Consider the following 21,457-nt stretch of genomic DNA (forward strand, 5'->3'; position numbering starts at 1 on the left):
GAGAAGCATTTTTTACTTCTCTCATGGTTTAATATTTATTTGTATTTTTTATTTTCTAAATAACTCAGAATGTGAACCTAATCTATAAAGCATTAATACAAGCACATCGTTTTGATACTCATATACTAAAAGCCAATCAGGTTCTATATGGCACTCTCTTGTCCCTTTATGTTACCTGAAAGGTCATGATCTCTATACTTCAAATCCAACTTTTTACCTTCCGCCAGTAAATCTACAACCTCAAATAGCTTTTCCAAATTTTTATTTTGTTTTTTCGCAAGTTTGAGATCTTTTTTGAACTGTGTTGTAAATTTTATTTCGTACTTCATACTTCTAATGCTTTCCTTAAATCATCCATATTGGAATAACCTTTTACATTTGTATCATGTGCAAGTTTTCTTCCTTCTTCAATTGCAGCGATAGTTGTATTATTAGGTATCTCCAATTTTAAACTAAAAGGAATTCCATTTTCTCTAATGGTTGTTCTTAGAAACATATTAATAGCCGTAGTCATATTAAGTCCTAATTCAGAAAATATAAGTTCGGCTTGTTCTTTTATATCCTTATCCGTTCTAATGTTTAGATTTGTAGTTGCCATAATATTCGCCTCCATTCTTGCTTATATTATAGCTGTTATATCGGTTATTGTCAATACACTGTAATGAATATGGCAATGTATTTGCAATTAATCTTTCTAATCGCTACTACTCGTCTATTAAATTTTGTTCCTTTTTTTCTTTTCCTTATAGAATACAACATCAGTCGATTTTTGCTATATCTTTTTGTATTTTTCTACTCAATATATACTTTTGAAGACATCTCAATTTGATCCACCTCAACAACAAGTTTCACTGGCATCCTATTTTTCATCTCTTCCATATGTGAAATCACTCCTATACTCAGGGGCGAACTCTTTAAATTTTCAAGTGATTCCATAACTACATCAAGCAGCTCTTCATCCAATGTTCCAAATCCCTCATCAAGGAAGAAAAATTCCAAAGGTGCCGATCCCTTTAGTTGTATTTGTGAAGATAGAGCTAGTGCCAAAGATAGTGAAGTTAGAAAAGTTTCACCTCCTGATAGTGTATCTGCTGACCTTCTTAATCCACCATTGTAATTATCCCTCACAACAAACATATAATCTGAATCAATTTCCAGAGAATACCTGCCATTTGTAATCTTATCCAGCCTCTTTGAAGCATCTACAACAATATTTTTCAAGTAAATTTTGGACAAAAATTCAACAAATCGGTTACCTCTCATCACTTTTTCCAAGCTGTCAATATTATCTTTTTCGATCTGTTTTTTAGACAATTCATCAGAAATTTTCCTAGCAATCTCCATATTTTTTTGCAACTCTCTATTGATAGCCTCAAGTCCCGACTTGTTATTTTTTTCTTTTTCGATTTCGCCTTTTAGAAGATTTACACTTGATTTTCGTTTTTCCAATTCTTCGTCCGATATATTTCTACCGTTTAGCTTAACGATATTGTCACTGTGTCTAACTCTTAGCTCACTCGTTTTTTTCTCGAAAGCGTCAATTTCACTAGTGATAGACAAGAGCGTTTCATCACTGACAATAGAATTCTTTACAGCTTCAAAATCATCAAAGCCATGAATGTTCATAAGAATTCTTATATCATTTTCTGTTTTCTCGACATATTCTCCTGTTGTTTTATTTTCAATTTCTATATCCCTAATTTCATTTTCAGTATTCTTCAGATTTTCTTTAAGAGCTTCTACTTCGCTCGAAACAAATAAATAATTATTTTCAAACTGAGTGATAGAATTATCAACGAAACTGACAAAATTTTTAACATATATGCTTTTATCATCTGTAATCATGCTTTCTTCAAGTCCAAACTCTTCAAATTTTTCTATTATAATATTCAGTGAAGATTCAAAAATATTCTTCTCTGACTTCAACTTTTTATCCAAATTCGATTTTTTTTCATTCAAATGTTTTTTATCTGATTGAAGTGACAGTAATTTTCCAGATATTTCATTTTTTTGTTTTTCTAGGTTTTCTAATTTTTTCTTAGCTACCTCTAGGTTACGAGAAAACTTTTCATAATTTATTTCTCTTTCATCAAAAATTTTTATTTCATCTTCAATTTTTTCCAGTTCTTCCTCTTTAAAAGGAACCTGTTTCAATTCATTTTCCAATAAATTAATTCTCGAAGTAATTTTCGAAATGCCTGATAATACAGATTTTTCAGAAGCCAAAAGCTCAACCTTCAACTTTTCGATTTCACTTTTTTCTAAATCTAGTTTTGATCTTTTCGACTGAGCATTTAAAATGTTTTCGGCAACCAAAAGCTTTAATTTTCTCTGCTCGTTTTTTAACAGTTCTATTCTCTCAACCTCGGATTTTAATTTTGAAATATCTCTAGTACCTTTTTCTTGCAATACTGTCTTTTTCTCCTCACCCAAAGCACACATTGAATTTTTCAAATCGTTGACAATATTTTTTAGAGTATCAAGTCTCACTGACAAATCATACGACTTTTCTTCCAAAGCAAGTATTTCTTCATTTATTTTTTGCTCATTGTTCAAATCAAATTTCTTATCTATTTCCAATTTCTCGATTTTAGAGTTACAAACAGGACAATTATCTCCCTCGTGAAAATGCTTAGACCACTCATATTTTAGCCTATTCGCCAAATTTTCATATTCAAATCTATCCCTTTTTTTCTTCAAGGAGATCAACTCTTTATCAATGCTTAGAAGAGAATTTTCAAGTATTTCGATTTCCCTACTGTTATCATCAAGCTTCCTTGAATTTTCAATGTGGTCAGAATCAATTTTATTCAACCTTTCATCCAGTTGAGAAACCTCGTTGATTTCTTTGTGTAAAGACATTATTTGCTTGTCCATTTTCTCAAACTCGTTCTCATCCAGAGTTTTTATTTGCTCTTGATTTGTCAATAGCTCAATGATATTCCCAATTTCTTCATCCTTCTTGTCAAGCTTTCCATTTATAGCTTCTATTTCTTTTTCCAGCCTTTGAAGAACTTTTTTTTCTGATTCTAACTCATGTTTATTGTCATATGATTCTTTGGTCAATCTGATAAACAAATCCAAACCTTTCTTCAATTCCAATACTCTTTCCCTGTCATCTTTTTCAATCTTATTTACTTCGCAATTTTCCTTTAATCGCAGGACTTGTGAATATTCAGACTCAAGCATTTCCTCCAATTCGTTTTTTTGATAGCTAGATGCTTCTATTTCCTCAACTAATTTTATAATTTCAGAATTGACAGACTCCAATTCAACGCCAATCTTAAATATTTCATCACATTTATCAATCAGTATTTCCAAATCTTTTCTTAATAGCTTCAAATCAGGTATAGTGTCATAATTCTTTTTCGCTGTTTCAAAATTATCCTTCAGCTTTTCAAGTGACTCCAGAAGATTATTTTGTTCAATTTCTAATTTCGATAATTTGACACTATTTTTTTTAATTTTTAAATTTCCCTCTTCCAAAGATACGATACTTGGCAAGATAATTGATGCCTTGCTAGCTTTATCAAGCATCTTCTTTTTGACATCTATTATAGTCCTACTTTTCTCCAAGCTTTCCAATTCCTTAGATAAGACTAAATTCTCAGCACATAGATTATATACAAGCTGATCCTCTTCAAGTTTTTCGGCTTCAAACAATAGTCTTTTGTCCAGAGTCTTGATTACATCCTCCAAAGCCTTTATTTTTTCGTCCAAATCTCCAATGCTCTCGTCTGTTACGCTCGAATATTCAGATAATCTGCCTTTTAAGACCTCCAACTCTCCAGAAATAATATTTCTTTTCTTTATGACCTTTGAAGTCAACAGCGACCCATACTCCTCAAGGTTAAAAATCCTCTCAAGCATATTTCTTCTGTCTTTTCCACCCAAAGTCAAAAACTCGCTAAATTTTCCCTGTGGCAAAACTACCGATTTTAGAAAATCACTTTCTTCAAGACCTATTATTTCTTTGATCGCCTGATTTACATCGCCAACCTTGTCAGCTATTACTATGGTATTGCCCGTTTCATCTTTTTTTACCAGCTTTACATAGTCGCTTCTCGAAGTAGATTTCGATGCACCAGAGCTTCTCTTAAACCTTCTGGATACGATAAATGTATTTCTATCAACTCCCTCTCCTATCTGAAATTCGTACTCAATACTCGCCTTTTCAGAATTTGAATTGATAAACTCTTTTGTCCCTCTTGCAATATTTCCATATAGACTTAGGGTAATCGCATCTAATATCGTCGACTTTCCACTTCCTGTTTTTCCAAATATGCCAAAAATCCCTTTTGATATAAGGGTTTCAAAATCAATCACCTGTTTTTTGCTATAGCTATTCAGTCCTTCTATTTCCAATCTAATCGGCTTCATCTTCAAACTCCTCCATATCAGAAGAAACTATTGTTTTAAACAGCTTCATTACATCCTCACTCGGTTCCAAACCAGAATTTTGCTCCTTGTAAAAATCAGAAAAATACTGTGAAATATTGCTCTTATTGATTTCTACTATTTCTTCTGCAAGAAATTCTTCGGAATCCCTAACAATAGGCTTTATTTCAACTATATCCTTCATCAATTTTTTCATCTCTCTGATGGTATTCTGGTCGATTACATCATCTGTAATAATCTCAAAATACGCAAAAATCTCTTTTCTTGAGTTCTTTTCGCATACTTCCAAAGCGTTCTGAACATCATCGCACTCATATACTTCTATTCGTTTGTAATTATCAATATATCTTTCTCTTATCTCCGGCTTTTTTCCTACTTCCAAATCGACAATTCTCACAGATTTAACAGTATTTCTCTCTCCTTTACTATACTGAATCGGAGAACCTGAATAATACGCATTCAAGGATTTTGATGCAGTTTGTGGCTTGTGAATATGACCTAATGCTGTATACTGAGATTTCTGTGGTAGATCATTTTTCCCAACTAACAAAGTTCCACCCAATTCGATTCTTCTTTCTGAGTCGGAAACTTCACTTCCCACCACGAAAATATGAGAAACAGCTATGTTTATTTCCTCGTCATCGTAGTATTTTTCTCTTTTTGAAAAAAATTCTCCAACCTTTTGTGAATATGTTTTTTGAAGCTTATGTTCATCATCAAAATTTTCGAAGGACTCATTTAGCCTTTTCTCACTCGGATATGGCAAAGATAAAATATTTACAACACTCTTTTTGTCATCATTAATCCGAAGCTTTGTAAATCCAGATTTCGCTTCAATAACTTCAAAGCCTGCAAAACTTGAAATCATAGCCTTGCTGTCAGGATACCCCAAAATAATGATTCCATTTGCCAACGCCATACCATTGATTGCCTCTAGCCTTTCCGGATTATCGTGATTTCCAGCGATTACAAAAACACATCTCCTACCATTTTCCGACAGCCTTATGGCAGTGTCGTAAAACAATCTCTCTGCAATCGCTGGGGGATTAGACGTATCATAAATATCACCAGCTATCACTACAATATCAGCATTTTCCTCATTTACAATTTTAACAAAATCATCACAAAACTTTTTTTGCTCATCAATTCTAGATCTACCTTCAAGGTTTTTCCCTAAATGCCAATCAGATGTATGAATAATCCTCATCCTATCCCAAACCAACCTTCCTTATTATTTCATCAATATTATAACTTACCTAAGCTCACTACTTTTATAGTTGCCATAACTTATATTCTAACCAATTCGCCTATCCCAAATAAATATATATACTTGTTTTCAACCTCTTTTCCAGATATGTTCTCAATCGCCTTTTTGTAATACTCCAACTGAATTTTATATCTGGAAACAACTTCATTTAAGTTATTTTCATCAACATAGTCAGTTTTGTAGTCAATCAATATCAGCTTTCCATTTTCATTTTCGAAAAACAGGTCGATAATACCAACCAACATCAGCCTTTCATCGTCATCTATAAATTCTTGTGGATACAATTCATTTACACGAATGCTATAATTAATCGCCTTTTCTCTGTACAGCCTTCCCCTACTCTGAGCATCTAATATTTGCGTAAAAATATCACTCCTAATAAATTTTATTATCCTCGTAACATTAATCGTGTTTGCCTCTTCAGACGACAATATTTTTTTCTCTACCAAAGCTTTTATTTGACTTTCTATTTCCCATCTTACTCTCGCATTATCTGTCAAAATATCTTTGAACCTAGCAAAATCCAACAGCTGCATCACAAGATGGAATATTGTACCCTTTTCACTTGAAGAAAATTCCACACCGACTTGAGCAGTATGCATAAAATTAGGTACCTTAAAATCAATATTTCTACTCTGCTTGAAATATTTTTCATGATATTGCTCATCGTCATCAAAAATCTTTTTAATCTCGGAAACAGATATACTCGATGGCTTTCTTGAACTGTTTTCGTACCTATATGAGGTGTTAAAATTATTCTTCAATGTTTCGACTATATTATTGTCAATTTTTATATCCTTAACTACTTCAATATCATCTTTATCGCTTTCAAATCGCTCTTTACCATTTTTCTTTAAGCTATCGTTATATCCATATCCTGCTTTAATATCAGCTTTCTTTGAACTATCTTTATCCTCATCTCCTGCTTTAATATCAGAATTGTTTCCATTCATGCGTTCAATGACATTTTCAACTATTTTATGATGCTTCTCTATCAAATTCTTATTTTCATAAACTATATCAACATGGTTCGATACACCAATAGACCATTTGCAATCACCATAGCCCAAATAATTCATTTCTTCTCCATACACATTGGTAAACTTTTCTCTTTTCGTCAAATTCACAACAGTTGGCATAATCCAGTCCAAAAAACTGTTCTTTGACAATATCTCGTGACTATCAAGATTGCCACCCTCATCCGTTTGGAAACTCTCCCACTTTGGTAGTTCGTTATTCGCAAAGTCTTTAGTACTTCCTGTGATTATTAGCTTCTCTTTGGCTCTAGTCATAGCAACGTAAAGCAACCTCATTGACTCTGCCAATATCTCATTTTTATGTGTATTCATTATTTTATTTTTGATATAGCTGTTATAGCTGACGTTATTTTCAATGTCAAATACAGTTGGACCATATCCATATTTAGAATGAAGAAAAAGATTGCTATCGTCTTGATTTAGCTTGAACCTTCTATCAGCATTGGCTAGAATTACCACAGGAAACTCCAATCCCTTACTCTTATGTATACTCATTATTCTAACCAAATTCGCATCATCAGACACATTTTTTGCTTCACCCAAATCCACCGACTTATTTTTCAATCTTTCAATATAGTTTATAAAGTTAAAAATACCTCTAAATGATGAACTTTCAAACTGTCTTGCTCTTTCATACAGCAGCTTTAAATTGTTCTGTCTCTGTTCGCCCATTTCCATGACACCGACATAGTTATAGTAATTTGTGTCCTCATAAATATACATTATTAATTCATCAACCGGCAATAATACAGCTTTTTCAATATATCTCTCCAAAGTACTGAAAAAATTTGTTATCTTATTTTTCAAGCCCTTATCAGCATCAAATTCTTCCAAATTATCATTTACTTCCTTTAATACTTGATAAAAATCGCCATTCCTGTTATACAGTCTGATACTTGAAAGCTCATTCGCATCGAACTCAAAAATCTCTGATCTCAAAACTGATAAGAGCGGTATATCTTGCATTGGATTATCGATAACCCTCAGTAAATTTTCAATCGTGCTGACCTCTAACGTTGAGAAATAGCCAGAAGATTGATCAGAATAAGTCGGGATTCCAAGCTCGTACATTTTTTCTTCCAAAATGCTCGCCTTTGTCTTTAGAGCTGACATCAAAATAACTATATCTCTATACTCAACTCTACGATATTCATTTGTATCTTTATCAAATACCATAAAATTGCTGTCATTATCCTCGTTTACCATCTTGTATATGATATTTGCAATATTCTTTGCTTCAATTTCAAAATTAGTCAAATCCTCATTTTCGCCGTCTTCTTCACCAGTTTCATTATCCGAATAGCCTTTTACAATTTTGGATAAATTCGTTTTTTCCTGATTGTCTGGCACACTGTTTTCAATACATTTTTCCTCATCTGTTTCTGAATTATTTTTCTGTTTTTCGGACAAATATATTTCAATAGGACCTCCACAATGCCCTGATACCTCAGATCTCAATTCCTCAAAAAATGCACTCGGATTCAACCTTTCCTCGTCAGTATAGTCCAGCTCTCCAGTTTCCTTTTTCATTATAGATTTGAAAATATGATTGCACCCCTCCAAAACCTCTGCTCTACTTCTAAAGTTATTGTACAGCAATATCTTCTTATCCTCACCAGCATTATCACCAATCTTGTAGGTATCATACTTATTCATAAAAATTTCGGGCATAGCTTGTCTAAATCTATAAATACTCTGTTTTACATCGCCTACCATAAATCTATTCGGATTATCACTTCTAGAAACCAATGACAAGATTACTTCTTGAATCATATTGCTATCTTGATATTCATCAGTAAAAACCTCTTCATACAAATCCTTATATGAATTGGCAACCATCGAAGGAACGATATTTCCATTTTCATCTTTTTGCGATAAAATTTTCAGAGCAAAGCTTTCAATATCTGCAAAATCCATTATTCCCAATGACCTTTTTCTATTGCTAAAGGCCTCACGATATTTCAAAACCATGTTTGAAAGAGATCTCATATACGGATACACTCTATTATGCTCATCAATCAATACATTCAAATCAATACTCAAATCGTTAATACTTTTTTCTATTTCATTTTTAATATTTTTGAAAACGTCCTTGTATTCTGAATATATTGAGGTTGACTCTTCCGACCATTTTTTCGACGCCCTAAAGTTAATAAAATTAGAAACATAGTTTTTATACTCAGATACTGATTTTACGACATTTTCCCAAGATTCGATATTTTCTAGCTCCAAAAACGCTCTCAATGCATTGTAAACCGATTTTACACCTGAAAACAAATTCATTGCATTTAGATGCATCTTTTCCAAATCTTTGTTTTCATCAGTTATATCGACGATTTCTTTTATCTTTCTAATTCTGGATTTTATAAGCAAAAATACTTCCTTCGCTGTCGGAGTAAGATAGTTATCAATATAAAATTTCTCATTTTTTGCAATATTGTTAAAAAACTCCGCACTATCCTCCAGCCACTTCTCTGGATATGGAAATGCACTCACAAACCTATTTATCTTCATTATCAGGTTTCCAAGTGATTCGTCGCCGTTCTTATTTCCGTACCATTCAAATATCTTCAACAAATCTTCATCATGAGAATTATAAAGCTCATCAAGTAAATCTTCCAAAACCTCTGCAGAAATAATCCCTATCTCTGTTTCGTCAGCAACCTTAATATCAGGCTCTAGATCGATAACATGAAAGTTTTCCCTTACAATTTTTCCACAAAAAGAATCTATAGTAGTTATGTCTGCCTTGTTGAGAAGAATCGCCTGTCTTTGAAGATGCTCGTTTTCCGGATCTGAATCCAATGCTTTTTCTATTGCAACTCCAACACGCTCTTTCATCTCAGCAGCAGCGGCTCTAGTAAAAGTAACGACCAATAGCTTGTCTATATCGATAGGCTTTTTTTTGTCTATTACCAATTGAATAATTCTCTCTATCATTACGGCTGTTTTTCCAGAACCAGCAGCTGCAGCTACTAGAAGATTACTGCCTCTACTGTCGATAACCTCTCTTTGTTCTTTTGTCCACTTAGTAGCCATCAATCTTCCTCCCTTAGCTTTTTTGTCATAAGAGCCAAAATATCATCATATTGATTTCTGCTCACCAACTTTGAAATATATCTGTATCGATTGCCCTCTAACTTGTCATCAAACTTACAAACCGAAATATATTCGCAATAATCACAAGGCACGCTATTCGAAATTTTTGCTGGCAAAATATCAATATTTCCAGAGTAGATATCCTCACAAATTTCCCTTGATTTTTCGATGACAAACCTGTCGACAATCTCGTACTCATCAATAGTCAAACCCTTTGTACTATTTGAATTAAACTTTCCATCCTTTGTCATTTGAACTGCAACTACCTTAGATTTTGTCCCATTATTTTCAAGATTTTTATCGAATAGCTTCACAACATCTCTGTCTTTGATAACCAATCCACTCAATAAATTTTCAGATAAATCTCTATCAACAAAATCCTTACTATCCAAATTCATATATTCACCATGATTTTCAATTCTACTTATCTTGCTATTAAAATTTGAGTAGAAAAGACCAGCCGGCTTCATTTTCTTATTCTTATTCAACCTTGTAATAGCATTCATATATACAAATAGCTGTAGTTGTAATCCATTATAGACTCTATCCAAATCAATACTTCTGGCAGACGATTTATAATCTACCACAGAGCAATATCTTTCGCCGTCTTTTTCAGCAATATCAACCCTATCAATTTTTCCACGTAGCTTAATACTTTTGCCATCATCCAAATCAACCACTATCGGTGGAATAGAGTTCTTACCAAGAAATCCAAACTCAACCTCGAAGCCATTTGGATTGAAATATCCCTCTCTAACCTGCCTTACCATTCTGGAAATACTCTTTTCAAGTCTTAGATTTATGCCCCTCGCAAAATATCGATATTTTTCAGATGTATTTAGAATATAGTTTCCAGATCTTTCAAATATTTTTTCACTTATCATTTCTACTTGATTTGAAATATAGCTTTCACTGATATCTCTCCAATCCAAACCATCCTTGGCTATGTTCTTTGAAAACTCATCCAAAATTTTATGAGAATAAGTACCAGAATCAAGTTGTGTAAAAGAGTATACTTCCCTCTCCTTTGCCTTTAAACCATATGTCATGAAAAACGAAAACGGACAATATGAGTACTTTTCAAGCCTCGACACACTATAATTTCGACTGTTGTACAATTCATTCGCCATGGAAATGCTCAATTTTCCAGCACTGTTAAAATAGCTTTTCGCTCTGTATGCCTTGACCAACTTTTCCCTATAATCAGAATCATTGTAGAAGAAATAAAAAACACTTTTCCAAGAGTCGTCCTCCTCAATCTTTTTCATATTCCTAATCAACAACTCAAACATCTTATTTTTATCCATAGCTTCAAGATCAACAGCATCGAAAGTATCTGTAACATGAGTGTTCACTTTTAGGGCAGGAAAAATACCAGCTATCTTTTTTATCAAAGGCGACGGTCTAAGTGATTTACCTTCAAGATTTGCAAGTGGATAAGATATATAAATCAAGCCCTTGGATGAACTCATCGCCTTATATACTAGAAACTGCTCATCATAAACCTTACTCTCAAAATTTGAGTCGAATACAACACCACCCTTGTTCAACTTTTCCTTATCATAATCACTAATCAGGGCATTGTCGCTTACAGTCGAAGGGAATACACCATCATTTACGCCCAATATAAAAAGAGCCTTTGTATTTGGATTTTTCATTCTATCAATACTTGTAACTAGAACCTGATCTCTGGCTGGTGGTATAATACCTAACTCAATTTCCGATATATGACTTTCCATCAAGTTGATAAACTTTTCAATGCCAATTTTTTCATCACCCATAAACTCCACAAGCTCATCAAGCATTTCAACAAAAATATTCCATACCTGAGCATATTCCTTTGCCTTGTACAAATCCTCTCTCGATTCAAAATCAGCAATTATTTTTTCTAGAGTTTGTGGTAGTTCAATCTCTATCGTAAATTCATAAAGATATTTGCATATTTCTGCAACAGTATTTCTTCCCTTTAGCTTATCAGTCAGATTTGATATTGGAATCATGACACTTTCCCTGACTCTATTTATCTCGTTAATTTCCTCTGACAATTTTTCTAAAACTGTCTCATCATCCTCGTCCTCAACATTTCTGCTGACCTTGTCTTTCCATATATCAAACCACTTCTTGCCCTTTATCCCATTTGCCAACACAAAATTTTCCAATTTATGAACAGAATCGTTATCAATATTTACAAGACCACTTTTCAAATATTGAAAAACCGATGAATAGGAAAAATTTTCTTTCTTCATATTCAATATCGAAAAAATCAATACTATAAATGGATTATTTTTGGCTGAAATTTTCTCATCAAGGAAAATATTTACTCCACTTTTTTCAAAAACGCCCTTGATAATGTGTGAATACGTGTCCAGATTTCTTGAACATATAGTAATTTCGTTATATCTAAAACCTTTCTTTTTCACCAATCTTTCAACCTCGTTTAAGACAAAGTCCACCTCATCATAATAATTTCTGAACTCATCAACTCTAATAGGTAAATCGCACTTTTCACAGAAAACCATAGGTCTAAACTCACTGATATTTTTTTCTAAATGTAACAAAGCATTATTGTCTACAGTTTCGCTATTTTCAGTTCTACTATTTACGTCTTCACTTTTTACAATTTCATTTTTTACAGTTTCATCTTTTACATTTTTAGTGTTTACATTTTCATTTTCTACAATTTTGCTATCAATAGCTCTGCCATCGATATTTTTGTTTTCTAAATAGTTCAAATTTATGTCTTTTAGTCGAGGTATATTATTGTTCTTACAAATTTCATTTATTTTTAAATATGAAATATTGGTCTTTGAAAATACACCTTTTTTTGAGTTTAGTCTTTTTAGATCCGTAGTCAATGAAAAATACATATTCTTTGAAATCTTAGCCAAGTTTTCGATAATATCGTACTGTAGTGGTGTAAATCCAGTATACTCATCGACAAAAACAGTAGCACCATTTAATTCCTCAAGTTTTGAAACCTTTCTCGCTAACACTCCGTAAACATCTTCCGTATCGAAATATTTGTTTTCGATTAATTTTTCATATGCCTCGTAAACTTTGGAAATATCCGATAATTTGCACTTCAACGCCTCGTCATCAGCACCTCTAGTCATTGCCTGTAAATCTTGAACTGTCATATTGTTCTGTTTAAGCTCTATTATCATATCTAGCAATTTTCCTACAATACCTATTCCAGTTTTTGAGGTTTTAAATGTCTTCAATTCACTTGCCACAGAATCCACAGCCCTACATACAATCATATTTCTAGCACTTTTACTTATTTTTTTCTCTTTTAAACCACCTGCTTTGGTAAACACAATATTTCCAAGTGTAGAAAAACTGACAACTCTTATCCTAAAATACGGATCTTTATTATGGAGAAGTCTGTTACTTAGCTTCTTTTCTATCTCGTAGGTATATTTTTCCGGAACCAGATAGTAAATCGGCTTTTCATCAAATTTTTGTGCTTCCTCAAAACAAAGATCCAACATCTTATCAGTTTTGTGGCAATCCATTCTTCCTATTACAAAACCTACTCCCATACTCTATTCTCCTGAATTTCTTTTATAGTTTTTTCAATATACTCTCCATACTCCCTATGTCTTTGCTCCGAATATTTTACAAAGACATTATTATCCGAATGAGGCTGATAATAGTGCATTGAAATATTTCCTTTATCTACATTTTTCCCAATTCCCTCTCCACAGGCATACAGATATACAACAGTCTGCATCTTGCTATTTGCATCCATTTCTCGAATCTCTTTTCCTTCGGTTTTCCAATCCCAAATATCAACCCTTTCAAGCTCTGAATTACTCAAGTCTTTAAAAATGAGAACCAATAGATCATAGATAACAAAAACTCCATTATCCAGTGTCATTTTATACTCCGGAAAAAACTTAACCCTGTCTCCATAAGTATTTTCGTACTTTTTTTTCAACCGATATATCTTTCTTAAATTTTCAACCTGAGAACTTTCAATCAAACCGTTTGACTGATCCTCAGATGTAAAAGGCTGTATCCCAGTGAAAATCCTCTGGCAAAGCGTATGAAAATCTCGTCCAAAGGTCATTTTTTCCTCGAACTGTCTATCCTTGTCAGAATCATCACTCCAAAAGATATCCATTATATACTTTTCAAAAAACTCTTTTTTACTCCTTTTCCACGTATTGAATAAATTTTGGCTAAAAACCAAATTCTTTAATCTATACTCCAAACGCTTCTCATCAATCATTTCCAATTCTACCTCTAACACCATCTATTTTCCGCTTTAATTCAACAAAAAACTCAGAATCTTTTTTTGTCAGATTTAAATTTATACTCTCAATATATTTCTGCCTTGAATTTAGCAGAAATAGACTTTTCTTTGCTCTCGTTATTCCGACGTACAGCAGTCTAACTCTCTCAGCAACCAAATCCCTTTTAAGACCAATTTCAAAATGCTTTACATCCTGTGATATTCCATTCAAAATATTTTCTATCTCCATATTTACAAATGCTTCCGGATATCTATAATCATCTCTTAAATATTTTCTATCAACCCTAAAATAATCAGTCAATTTTGAAGGAAAATCACTGTCATTGATCCCAGTAATTATTACAGCATCCCATTCAAGCCCCTTTGATTTGTGCAGAGTTGCGATTGTTATACTTCCAGGCTCAATTTCCTTTTCTCCCATGTCGTATATTCCATCAATGGCACTGTCAAAAACTCTCGAATACCTGCTGTCAAAATATGGCAATAAAGCATTTAAATCAATATTTTCGACCCTTGTCAGTCTATCAACATAGAAAAAAATATATTTTGACAGCATCTTTTCCTCATCACTTAGATTGAAACAAGAACAAATAAATTTGATCAATTTTCCCAAATCGGATTGAGAATACTCACAAATACCCTTCACACCATCTAAGAATCTATCAAAATCTCTAAAAAATGCGTGTTCAACCATATCATCTACCCTAGTTGACAATCTCCTAAAAAATTCCTTTCGCTTATCCAGTGAATAAACCACACCTTCAATATTTGCATACAGTCTATCGGCGTTAGATTTTGGATTTGACTGCTTCAACTCTATTGGAGTAGAATATTCACTAGACTTCAAATTTAAATACTCTCCAAAAAATCCCAATATATTGGCTTTATCTTCATCACTTAGTTCAATGCTTTCCAGCCTTTGTAAAAAGCAATTATCCAAAATTTCTATAAAATTTTCAACCCTTGTAGGAAAGATTAAAAACTCCAAAATTTTACCGATATCGCTAATCAATTTTTTTCTATGCTTTGGATTCGATCCAAGCCTCTCATGAGTAATTTCTCTCGCTTCCAAATTCTGAGAAATTGCATCCACCTCATAATTAGAAAATGTTAAAATCCCCAATGAAAAATTAGGATACTTTTCCTTGTAATAGTTACAAATAGCTACGATCTTATCCAGCTCTTCAGAGCCATTTGATACACTACTCGCATTTATCAAATATTCATCCAAATTCGGATTTTCCTTATATCCTTTTCCTTTTTCAACCTCTTCAATAAATAAATTCTCAAGAGAACCATAGTAAAGACTATCCTTATCGTTGTTTACAAACTCCACCAGTTTATTAGCCAAATCAATGATATCCCTCGAGCTTCGACCAGCCATATTCATATTAAAGGAACAATCTGCGTTTGAACAAAAATCAATAAAATGGCTTGGATTAGAACCTGTAAACGTTCCTGTAATACTCTGATTAACGTCACCAACTCTAACTAGGTTTTTCGATGATTTTTTTCTATTGCTCTTACCATCTGCAATAATGTCGATTATCTTTCCTTGAATCAAATTGGAATCCTGACATTCATCCTCAAAAACATATAGATATTTCTCCTGATATTTTTTTGCAATGTCGGAATTATTTGCCAAAATATTGTATGCCATCAAAAGGATGTCATCATAATCCAGATAGCCTTCTAATCTTAGACTCTCTTGGTAGCTCGAATAAATCGGCGAAATTAGAGTCAATATCCCTCTGTATCCTGAAGATGTTATCTCTTTCAGTTTTCCATCGTCTATATTGGCATACTTGAGTAGTCGTATTGAGTCCCTTACTAAAAAATTAAACTCTTTTTCCCATTTTTCGATAAACTTTTTATTATCCCTTTTTTCTTTACTGATAAAAAAAGTTAGCTTCTTATCATTATCGTCAATTTCTCTAAATTTTTCTATGGAATCGGAAATAATGATTCCTTTTTTTATGTCATCTATTATTTCAAATTCATCCTCAATTAACGCCAAATTTGAATTTTCCTTGATTACCTTCATTGCGAGAGAATGAATAGTCATCACTTCAAAATTATTGCTAGATATCTCATTATCACTCAATATTTTTCTAATTCTCGATTTGAAATTATTCGCAGCAGAATTCATATAGGTCAAAACCAATATTTTTCTCTTATCATCCTTGGAACTCATATCGCCCAATAATTTTGCTACCAAATTCGTAATAATAAAAGTTTTTCCAGCACCCGGTACAGCTTGTATTCCCATTGTACCAGAAGTGTACTCCATTATTTTCTTTTGATCTTTTCTGTATACAATACTCATAAACCACCATACCTCTCAACAAGCATCTATTTTTATAACCTATATAAACTATAAATACATTATTCCATATATTAAATATAATGTTTAATTATAATCTATCAAAATATCCTTAAATACACTTTTCTATATGTTAAATATAGTCTATAGAAATATACCTAAATATACTTTTCTGTATATTAAATATGGTCTATCAAAATATCTCTAAATATATTTTCCTGTGAAAATCCAGAAATAGATAAATCAGACTCCAAAACGTATATATTTATATTCGTACAGCTCGCATTTATAAAATCTATAAAACAATCTACCTTTAATTTCGTAAAATACTCCATATAATCATTATGTACCTGTACCAAATTATTGTCATATATATTTGATAGAGTTTTGTCGTCAAAAAAAGCCAATTCTGTAGATAATATAGACTCAACCCTAATATCATATCCGATAGAAGAAGCATCAAAAAAAACATAATGATCTCTGATAACCTTATACTCCACCAAATTATCAATATCTATAAATAACACAGAATCCATATCGATATTTTCGGAAATTCTTTTTTTACTTAAAAACAGCGAAACATTATCTTTGATAAACTTCAAATAAAACTCCATACTTCCAAGGATATCAAGCTCTTCGTACTCTTTCAGTAGCTTTGAAATTTTTTCAATAGTTTTAATTCCAATTTCATCTTCTTCAAAATATTTTTTATACATAAATTTTAGAAATTCAGAATTATTTTCTATTTCAGATGAGCAAATCTCGTCAACAATGGCTTTAAAATAATTTTCAAGATTTTCCTTTATATCGAAATAACTTAACCCATCGTTAAAAATTTTTGTAAGCAATACTTTGTCCTGTTCATCAACTAAAAAAATGCAGTTATTCTTTATAGCCAAAACTGAGATTGCAAAACGACCTATGTCAGTCTTTCCCATATCATCTACAATACCAGCAAAATCAATTTTAATACCATTCTTTTCAAACACATCTATCATCGTATCATAATAAAAAGAAGTCAACTTAGGCACAACCACACAAATATTTCCAGCATTTATTTTCTTCTCAATTATAAGCTCAGATACAAGCGATTCAAGTCCTCTAAGCATATCGAAAAAGGTATCATATCTTAGATTAATATTTTTTTGACTTTGTATATCAATATTTTCATTACTAACAGTATCAGTTTTCTTACAATCAACCATATCTGTATTCTTAATACTAAGCATATCAAATTTTTTTTGATTGTCATTGATATTATCTATTCCCATTACATATGAATCTACTATATCAAGATTTTTTCTGTACTCGATATATTCATTCATTCCAAATAGTTTTTGAAAATATAATTCGATCATAAGCAACCTATCGAATAGTTTATTTTTTTTCAGAATAGATCGGTATTCCACTATTACGTTTTTCATATCAACATATGTCTGTTGCTCTCTCTTTGAAACCCTGAATCTCAATATCCTATCAGAAATTGCCTCGACCGGAATATTTTGGTGTACAGCTTTACTCATCACCTCAAATACTTCATTCGCAATAATTATGTTGCTTGCATTTACCATTTTGAAATATCCATCAAAGGTTCTTCTCTCATCAATAATTTTGCATAAGAGAGAAATCGATAAATCTCTGGATAAAACCTTTGGAAATATTCCATTTTCCAAAATTGGCCAAAACAGTTTTACATCCTCAATAATCGAATAATCATCAATATTATTTTTTGTCATATTATTGTTCAAAACACTTTTTTCCATCAAAACCACCATAAAAATTCTTTTAAAATATTGTAATTAACATACAAAGCTGTTACTACAATTATATCATAAAAACAAACAATCTAATAATAGGACATAATAAATTCAGTGTCTTTTAGTTGCTCTTACAATATAAAAGATCCCTCTATAGAAATTTTCCATAGAAGGACCAGCAGTCTTATATTATATTTACATATTCATTATACTTATATATTCATTATATATGATTTTTTAACGTTATTATTTACATTTTTCTTATATGAATTATTTAGATGATCAGCTCTCTAATCGACAATTCTCAAACTCTTTGCGTTAACCTCAATTTTAGGATTCTCTACAGTTTTAGAATTATCTGAATAAATCAAATGTCTTAAGCTTCCATCATATTTCTTATCATTTATTCGCTGAAGTATTTTATCATTAGAAATCTTTCTATATAAAATATATTTTAAATCAAGTTCATCAGTTGTACTTATTTTTAAATTCGGATTAAATCCATCTACAACAAATAACTTCGCTCTATAATTTGCCGAATTAATTTTAATGGTATCAGAAACCCCTTTTCCAGCGACAATAAATACATCAAAATCTGAATTAACAGTTGAAGCACCAATATATTCATTATTTTTTAAGTTCAAACTAAATTGTGCTTCATCTTTTTTGAATATATCGATCAAATTCTTAATATCTTGATTATCACCTGATTTTGCCTTTATATTATCATAAAAAGAAACATTACCAAGCTTATTGCTTTCAATATCACTCAAATCAGCTTCCATTTGATCCAAATCCTCATCATAAGATTCATCATCACTTTCAGAATTTAACTTTTGAAGTCTTGATAAATGAGCAGATATTTCACTTTTAACCGATTCAAGAATAGCTTCCTCTCTATTTATCTTCTCGTATTCATCATATCGAATTTCAAAATCACCTAATTTTATTTTTTCGTCGACATTTATTAGAATTTCATCAGCGATCTTTTTCCCTTTAGAGTTTAATTCAATCAAGGATTTTGAGGCAGTATTTACCACCAATGTTTTAATTTTCAAGTTATTGTCAAGATGATGTGAAGAATCTGAATCATCAAATGAATATTCATTCGCATAATTGAAATTCAATACAGCCTTATTATTTTTTACTTCGAATCTATCTATTTTGCTTTCAGAATTGATTTTTCTCATTATAGGAGGAGTGTACATACTGTCAGATATAGAGAAATTTTTCACCATATCCTTATCAATGTTTATTCCACCAATACTATTGAAGCCATTAATAGATGCCAAATCTACATTGACAGACGTCGGCAAATACACATCGACAACATTATAAACCTTTTCGTATTTTTCCCTATTTTTTATGTCACTTTCGTAACCAGAGTTATCATCAAAGTATGGATCGTCCACACCTATATTCAACCAATATTTTTTAATCTTTGCACCATGACTAGCAGCCAAACCAAGAGCACCTTTTACAGTTTCTTTTGCCTCTCTTGTATTTTTTATCAACGAAAAATAGTGATCATTGTTTTCTGCTCTGTAATTATTATTTAGAGCATCTATATTTAGGTTCAGCATTTTATTCTTTTCATCTACACCCAAAGTTAATACACCATTATCCACATTGGCTGTGAAAACTTCTTTTCCGACCTTAGAATCCATCTTTACAAATGCCCTATTATCATTAGATTTTTTTATGTTCAATATAGTTCTTTGTGAAATATCATTATCGCTAAAAAGATTCAGCTTTATCAATTTGACAGCTTTGTCTGTGTCTAGAACATCTTCCTTAACCACTAGCTCTTTCTTCTTTTTTTCGATATAAAAATTGACCTTATCTACTGAGGAGTTCACCGTAAAAATCGATCCAACAATACCTACAATTAATAAGCAACACGCAATTATAGAAATCTTTTTCATCTATCTCACCTCCACTACTTTATTTTTGTACTACGAGAAATATATCCATATACTCTTTTATTAATAAAAACACCGAGCTTAACTAAATAAAATCCTGCTATTGCCACCAAAATTAAGACAGAAACAATTGCTAGAATCGGAAATAATGCAAAAAACTTAACTTCTCCAATAATTTCATAAGTTGCAAACAAATATGGCATAAACAGCAACATGAACAACCCAACACCAATTATAGACAAAGCACTAAACACAACTACAGGAAAATATATTACATCGAATAGTGCAAGAGCAACTTTCTCAAAAAATCTAATAAAACCATGAAAAATTAAATCTACCTGAAATCTTTTGTCAGTGATTATTCCATCATTTATGTTGTTTCTAGCATACATATCATTTCTATCACGCACATCATCCCTATCGTATATATCCATCTCTTCTACAATCTTTTTGGGATCTCCGAGAGAATCTACCAGCTCCAATTCGCTTTTCCCTTCGATAATACCATCAGTGAAATACTCTTCGTAATCTCTGACTATATCCTCAATCTCCTTTTCATCAATATTACTATATGTTTGTCTCAAGTTTAATCTCAATTCGGATAAGAATTCCTTTTTATTCATTATTCTTTCCATACTATTCACCATCAATCCCTCTCCTTAAAATCAAATCTACACCTTTTACAAAATCATACCACTCTTTCTTTTGTTGATTCAAAAACTCTATTCCAGATTCGGTTAAACTATAGTATTTTCTAGCAGGACCACCACTAGAATCAACCATATATGTTTCAAAATATTTTTCTTTTGTAAGTCGTCTGAGAATAGGATAAATAGTTCCTTCATTTACATCCATACTCTCAGAAATATTTCGAACAATTTCATAACCGTACATATCTTTATAATAGATCATCGCCAACACACATAATTCCAAAGCACCCTTCCTGAATTGTGTATTCAAATATCTCACCACCTTATTATATATTTTACGGTTTTAAGTTGAGTTTATAATCGCAACTCTTTAGAAATGTGTTTATATTCCCCTCTATTACTACTCTTTATTCGTTTTTTTTCGTTTTATTCGCTTTTTTTCTTTATTTGTCTTTTTTTATTCGTTTTTATTCGCTTTTTTTGTCTTTATTAGTCTTTTTTGCTTGCTTTTATTACTTCTCGTAGTTATATTATTAAACTACTATGTATTGTATATTACTAAGTATAACACACTATTGTTTAATACACAATAGTGTTGTAGAAAAAAACTCTAGCATATGCTAGAGCTAATCACGTGGCTATGTCCTATTCTCCCAGGCAGCTTCCCACCAAGTACCTTCAGCGCTAAAGAGCTTAACTTCTGTGTTCGGAATGGGAACAGGTGTATCCTCCTCGCTATAATAACC

11 protein-coding genes, 1 rRNA gene and 1 pseudogene are annotated in these 21,457 nt (G+C 31.9%); all 13 read right to left on the bottom strand.

The window, feature by feature from the left end; translation table 11 throughout:
* Window positions 1-48: 48 nt before the first annotated feature.
* A pseudogene (locus FYJ71_RS10150) lies at window positions 49-329 on the bottom strand (type II toxin-antitoxin system YafQ family toxin).
* Window positions 326-598, bottom strand: coding sequence for a type II toxin-antitoxin system RelB/DinJ family antitoxin (locus FYJ71_RS09745; protein ID WP_154538668.1), 273 nt, complete (start codon window positions 596-598; stop codon window positions 326-328). Before FYJ71_RS09745 ends, FYJ71_RS10150 begins: the two are co-directional and overlap by 4 nt.
* A gap of 194 nt (window positions 599-792) precedes the next feature.
* Entirely contained in the window at window positions 793-4,380 is a 3,588-nt protein-coding gene (locus FYJ71_RS09750; protein ID WP_154538669.1) for an AAA family ATPase, read from the bottom strand.
* A complete protein-coding gene (locus FYJ71_RS09755; protein WP_154538670.1) occupies window positions 4,367-5,605 on the bottom strand; it encodes a metallophosphoesterase family protein in 1,239 nt (412 codons plus the stop codon). Before FYJ71_RS09755 ends, FYJ71_RS09750 begins: the two co-directional genes overlap by 14 nt.
* Window positions 5,606-5,685: 80 nt before the next feature.
* Window positions 5,686-9,741 (bottom strand): UvrD-helicase domain-containing protein, encoded by a 4,056-nt coding sequence (locus tag FYJ71_RS09760; protein ID WP_154538671.1) that lies wholly within the window; start codon window positions 9,739-9,741, stop codon window positions 5,686-5,688.
* Window positions 9,741-13,343, bottom strand: a complete 3,603-nt coding sequence (locus FYJ71_RS09765; protein ID WP_154538672.1) for a PD-(D/E)XK nuclease family protein — start codon at window positions 13,341-13,343, stop codon at window positions 9,741-9,743. Before FYJ71_RS09765 ends, FYJ71_RS09760 begins: the two co-directional genes overlap by 1 nt.
* The gene (locus tag FYJ71_RS09770) at window positions 13,334-14,059 is read right to left on the bottom strand and encodes a PD-(D/E)XK nuclease family protein (RefSeq protein ID WP_154538673.1); all 726 of its coding nucleotides are present in this window, start codon (window positions 14,057-14,059) and stop codon (window positions 13,334-13,336) included. Before FYJ71_RS09770 ends, FYJ71_RS09765 begins: the two co-directional genes overlap by 10 nt.
* Window positions 14,028-16,385 (bottom strand): UvrD-helicase domain-containing protein, encoded by a 2,358-nt coding sequence (locus FYJ71_RS09775; RefSeq protein WP_154538674.1) that lies wholly within the window; start codon window positions 16,383-16,385, stop codon window positions 14,028-14,030. The genes FYJ71_RS09770 and FYJ71_RS09775 overlap by 32 nt, the downstream gene beginning before the upstream one ends.
* A gap of 176 nt (window positions 16,386-16,561) precedes the next feature.
* Entirely contained in the window at window positions 16,562-18,145 is a 1,584-nt protein-coding gene (locus tag FYJ71_RS09780) for a hypothetical protein (RefSeq protein WP_154538675.1), read from the bottom strand.
* A 284-nt stretch (window positions 18,146-18,429) separates the two neighbouring features.
* Window positions 18,430-20,064, bottom strand: coding sequence for a hypothetical protein (locus FYJ71_RS09785; protein WP_154538676.1), 1,635 nt, complete (start codon window positions 20,062-20,064; stop codon window positions 18,430-18,432).
* Between the two features lie 14 nt (window positions 20,065-20,078).
* Entirely contained in the window at window positions 20,079-20,708 is a 630-nt protein-coding gene (locus tag FYJ71_RS09790) for a DUF1700 domain-containing protein (protein WP_154538677.1), read from the bottom strand.
* Window positions 20,698-21,030 (bottom strand): PadR family transcriptional regulator, encoded by a 333-nt coding sequence (locus FYJ71_RS09795; RefSeq protein WP_456299530.1) that lies wholly within the window; start codon window positions 21,028-21,030, stop codon window positions 20,698-20,700. The genes FYJ71_RS09790 and FYJ71_RS09795 overlap by 11 nt, the downstream gene beginning before the upstream one ends.
* Before the next feature lie 313 nt (window positions 21,031-21,343).
* Window positions 21,344-21,457 (bottom strand): 5S ribosomal RNA (gene rrf / locus FYJ71_RS09800); the annotation flags it as partial.

This window comes from Peptostreptococcus porci (assembly GCF_009695815.1).
In the GTDB taxonomy this organism is placed as follows: Bacteria; Bacillota; Clostridia; order Peptostreptococcales; family Peptostreptococcaceae; genus Peptostreptococcus; species Peptostreptococcus porci.

Bases quoted from the DNA above. Each gene is read 5' to 3' on its own strand.
- FYJ71_RS09745 (WP_154538668.1), bottom strand. From the start codon at position 598: ATGGCAACTACAAATCTAAACATTAGAACGGATAAGGATATAAAAGAA.
- FYJ71_RS09750 (WP_154538669.1), bottom strand. From the start codon at position 4,380: ATGAAGCCGATTAGATTGGAAATAGAAGGACTGAATAGCTATAGCAAA.
- FYJ71_RS09755 (WP_154538670.1), bottom strand. From the start codon at position 5,605: ATGAGGATTATTCATACATCTGATTGGCATTTAGGGAAAAACCTTGAA.
- FYJ71_RS09760 (WP_154538671.1), bottom strand. From the start codon at position 9,741: ATGGCTACTAAGTGGACAAAAGAACAAAGAGAGGTTATCGACAGTAGA.
- FYJ71_RS09765 (WP_154538672.1), bottom strand. From the start codon at position 13,343: ATGGGAGTAGGTTTTGTAATAGGAAGAATGGATTGCCACAAAACTGAT.
- FYJ71_RS09770 (WP_154538673.1), bottom strand. From the start codon at position 14,059: ATGGTGTTAGAGGTAGAATTGGAAATGATTGATGAGAAGCGTTTGGAG.
- FYJ71_RS09775 (WP_154538674.1), bottom strand. From the start codon at position 16,385: ATGAGTATTGTATACAGAAAAGATCAAAAGAAAATAATGGAGTACACT.
- FYJ71_RS09780 (WP_154538675.1), bottom strand. From the start codon at position 18,145: ATGGAAAAAAGTGTTTTGAACAATAATATGACAAAAAATAATATTGAT.
- FYJ71_RS09785 (WP_154538676.1), bottom strand. From the start codon at position 20,064: ATGAAAAAGATTTCTATAATTGCGTGTTGCTTATTAATTGTAGGTATT.
- FYJ71_RS09790 (WP_154538677.1), bottom strand. From the start codon at position 20,708: ATGGTGAATAGTATGGAAAGAATAATGAATAAAAAGGAATTCTTATCC.